The 3,859-nt window shown below is 27.9% G+C and carries 5 protein-coding genes; 4 read left to right on the forward strand and 1 reads right to left on the reverse strand.

The genetic code is table 11. The annotated features are described in order from the left end of the window. From J7G74_RS11230 to J7G74_RS11245, 4 genes are all read left to right on the forward strand, one after another. A partial coding sequence (locus tag J7G74_RS11230; protein WP_297135338.1) for a GNAT family N-acetyltransferase occupies positions 1-258 on the forward strand: 258 nt, incomplete at its 5' end. 289 nt (positions 259-547) lie between these two features. After that, the gene (locus J7G74_RS11235; RefSeq protein ID WP_297135339.1) at positions 548-745 is read left to right on the forward strand and encodes a helix-turn-helix transcriptional regulator; all 198 of its coding nucleotides are present in this window, start codon (positions 548-550) and stop codon (positions 743-745) included. A gap of 3 nt (positions 746-748) precedes the next feature. Beyond that, entirely contained in the window at positions 749-1,168 is a 420-nt protein-coding gene (locus J7G74_RS11240; protein ID WP_297135343.1) for a hypothetical protein, read from the forward strand. 145 nt (positions 1,169-1,313) lie between these two features. Beyond that, positions 1,314-2,144, forward strand: coding sequence for an Rpn family recombination-promoting nuclease/putative transposase (locus J7G74_RS11245; RefSeq protein ID WP_297135345.1), 831 nt, complete (start codon positions 1,314-1,316; stop codon positions 2,142-2,144). A 735-nt stretch (positions 2,145-2,879) separates the two neighbouring features. Here J7G74_RS11245 and J7G74_RS11250 read toward each other — a convergent pair. Continuing rightward, the coding region (locus J7G74_RS11250) for an MFS transporter (protein ID WP_297135348.1) at positions 2,880-3,859 on the reverse strand (980 nt) is incomplete at its 5' end.

A 3,859-nucleotide genomic window follows, 5' to 3' on the forward strand; every position in this document is an offset into this window, starting at 1 on the left:
GGGATTATAGTTGGTTTTGGTGATATAGATAAGACAGGATATTTGGATAGGTTGTATGTTCATAAGGATTACCAAAATCAAGGCATAGCTACTGCGATTTGTGATAAACTGGAATGTATTTTTGATGTAGGTAAAGTAATCACGCATGCTTCAATTACAGCAAAGCCTTTTTTTGAGAAAAGAGGGTACAAAGTTATTAAGGAGCAAAAAGTAGAAAGAAATGGGGTTTTGTTACAGAATTATGTTATGGTGAAATAAATTTTGATTTGTAGGGTAAATTAAATATTCATGGATATAGAGTAATAATATTAAAATTATTGCTCTATTTTTATATTTTAAGGGATTATAAATTATATGAATTGTGGATAATTTATAATCCCAACTGATAAATTTGAGCAACGGGCAAAGCCGTTGGCGACATGAGCAAAGCGAATTTTTTATTTTCTAAAAAATACATCTATAAATGTAAAGTGTAGTTGATAAAAAATGTAAAGTAAACTATACTAAAAATGTAAAGTTAAATTTACATTTTATGAAAGGGTTTAATATGAAAAATAATATTCAAAAATTAAGAAAAGAAAGAAAGATTACTCAAGAGGAGCTGGGGAAGATGTGTGGAGTATCTAGACAAACAATAATTTCTTTAGAAAATGGAAAGTATAATCCGTCTATAATTCTGGCTCACAAAATAGCTGTCATATTTGATTGCATAATTGAAGATGTATTTATATTTGAGGAGGAATAAGAAATGAAATCAGTGAAGAAAAATCTTATATTTTCAAGCGTATTATTAGGAGTAGGGATTATACTTTTTATAGTATCATTACTAGATATACTACCAGACGGTGCATTAGGTAGTTCTGTATTTGGTATGGGATGTGGATTTATGTCAGCGGGATTGGTTAGTACTATTGTAGGTTATAAAAATTATAAAAATCCTGATAAAGTAGAAGAAATTGAGCTAATTGAAAATGATGAGAGAAATGTAATGTTAAGAGAAAAAACTAGTGCTAAGGTCTATTCTATATTTACTTATGTTCAGTGTGCGATAATATTAGTAGCTTCACTTCTTGGATATAAAGGGATAAGTATAGTATTTTCAATATTGATATTGGCAGAGTTAGTAGTTTGGGGATTTTTAGCAAATTATTATTCTAAGAATTTTTAATACTCAAAAGAACTCCAGTAGATTTTAATCTATTGGAGTTTTTTCATTGCAAATAGAGTAATAAAATTAGTTTAAAGCTATGTTTAGTATTGTATATTAATAGTGTATAATAAAATAAACAATAAAAATAGGAAGTGATAAATTTATGAAAACTTTATTAAACCCTAAGATAGATTTTGTATTTAAAAAAATATTTGGCTCAGAAGAGCATCCAGAAATATTAATATCGTTTTTAAATTCAGTACTAAAACCAAATAAACCTATAGTATCAGTAGAAATTAAAAATTCAGATTTAGAAAAAGATTACATAGAAGATAAGTTTTCAAGATTAGATGTAAAAGCAAAGACCAGTAATAAAGAAATAATAAATATAGAGATACAATTAAAAAATGAGTATAACATGGTACAAAGAAGTTTATATTATTGGAGTAAACTTTACGAAGAGCAATTAACTGAAGAGGACAGATACGATAAATTATGTAGAACTGTTTGTATAAATATACTAGATTTTAAATACTTAAAAAATAATAGATTTCACAATGGATATAGACTAAAAGAAATAGAAACTAATGAGGAGTTAACAGACTTACAGGAAATACACTTTATAGAAATACCTAAATTAAAAAAATTTGAAAGTTCAGAGGAAATAGTTGATTTACTTGAAGGATGGGTAGAGTTTTTAAGAGATCCAGAAAGTGAAGTTGTTAGAAAATTAGAGATGAGCAATAAGGAAATAAGGGAAGCTAAAGATGAACTGTATAGACTTAGTAGAAGTTCAAGAGAAAGAGAGCTATATTATATGAGGGAAAAATCTTTGAAAGATGAAATAAGTGCCCTGGCAAGTGCAGAAGAAAAGGGTATGGAAAAAGCTAAAGTTGATATAGCTAGAAATATGCTTAAGAATGGTATGGATGTTAATATGGTAGTGGATATAACTGGTTTAAGTATAGATGATATAGAGAAAATTACACTGTAAGAGAATGTGAAAAAATATTTTTAATAAAAATGCAATAGCTTTCTATGAAAATATTAAAGTATAATAGAAGGGTGTCCCAAAAATGTCACGGCCTTTAAAGTAGATAGTTTAAAGATTATAAATTATTGAAGTAAGAAGGTTGGATTGATCATAAGGGGGAATTTGTTGGCTATAGTTAATATGGGAGAATAAAATAATGATAGATGGGGTTCTGTACGATTCGTCTCCACCATTGAAATCCACGAAAAGGATATTGATTGAAAAATCAATATCTTTTTTTATACTTCCATTGAAATCCACGAAAAGGATATTGATTGAAAAATCAATATCTTTTTTTATACTTCAAAAATTTATTTATAATGTATCTAAAATAAATTAAATTCTTTATAAAAAACTTATAAAAGACCTAAAATAGTTCAAAGATTCATGGTAGAGACTGGTTTAAGATATTTATTGCAATGAAATTTAAGAATCATGCTATTTTAATCAGACTTAGATATGCGTTTTTGTAAAGAGGTACGAATGTAAATTCAAATGGTTTGCTAAGAGAATTTTATCCTAAAAATTTGATTTTGTTACAATAACTCAAGATGACATTGACGTAATTATAAATATAATAAATAATAGACCTCGCAAGTGTATTGGATATAAAACCTTGCAGGGGTCTTTATTTCAACATAAATATAAACTGTTGCACTTGTATTGAAAATTATAATTTAAATTAGATTTAAAAGTTTATGATATTTTTTTAGTTTCAATTACATTATTATTTTTGTTCATTTTTACTATCGAACTAGTAGAATATAATAATCCAGCATAAGCTATTACAGCATAGATTATTGTAGATATCCATGCATTTGTAAAGCCGGACTTATCAACTATTAATCCAAATACTGTAGAACCTGAACCAAATCCAACAGCAAAGAATATTTGTACAATACCTAATATAGTACCAAATTCTTTGTTACCAAATAGAGCACCAGTCATATAAGATGGTCCTATTACATATGAAAACATAGATATGCCTAGACAAACTGCAAATACAAATCCAAGTGCATTTATCTTACCTATAAATATTAAAGATAAACCACAGGTTATAACTAATAATCCAGCAAGTAATAGCGATTTTGTTATACCAAGCTTATCAAATAGAACACCTCCACAAAGGTTCCCAAATATTGAAAATAATCCGAATAAAGAAGCAACTAAAGCTGAACCTAAAGTAAATACTTTAGCTTGTTCTAATGATTGTAAATATGGTATAAATTGTAGTGCCATCCCACCAACATACAATCCTACAAATACAAATGATACTGCGAAAATCCAGAAATACTTAATTTTACTAACCTCAGCAAAAGTATATCCCCAGTTAGAGCTTTGTGAAGAAGTTTTTTTAGATTTCTTTGATTTATTCATTTCTAATTCAAATTTTGACTTTGGCAATCTCATTACAAATAATGCTATTGGTAATGTGACTATTATAGCTAATAATCCGAATCTTAAATAAGCACCTTTATAGCCAATTGCTGGATTAGATAGCCATTTACCTGCAAATTGTTGAAGAACCATATTACCAAGTCCTCCACCAGAAAAGGCAAGACCCATTGCAATACCCTTATTTTCTGTAAACCAACTATTTATAAGTGTAGGAACTCCTATCGCTGATACTATAGCTGACCCTATCTGAACTAATATAGATAGCGCATAATAAGCGA

Origin of the sequence: Terrisporobacter sp. (assembly GCF_017888745.1) — a bacterium.
In the GTDB taxonomy this organism is placed as follows: Bacteria; Bacillota; Clostridia; order Peptostreptococcales; family Peptostreptococcaceae; genus Terrisporobacter.

Excerpts from the sequence above, each read along its gene's own strand:
- J7G74_RS11235 (WP_297135339.1), top strand. The coding sequence starts at position 548 with ATGAAAAATAATATTCAAAAATTAAGAAAAGAAAGAAAGATTACTCAA.
- J7G74_RS11240 (WP_297135343.1), top strand. The coding sequence starts at position 749 with ATGAAATCAGTGAAGAAAAATCTTATATTTTCAAGCGTATTATTAGGA.
- J7G74_RS11245 (WP_297135345.1), top strand. The coding sequence starts at position 1,314 with ATGAAAACTTTATTAAACCCTAAGATAGATTTTGTATTTAAAAAAATA.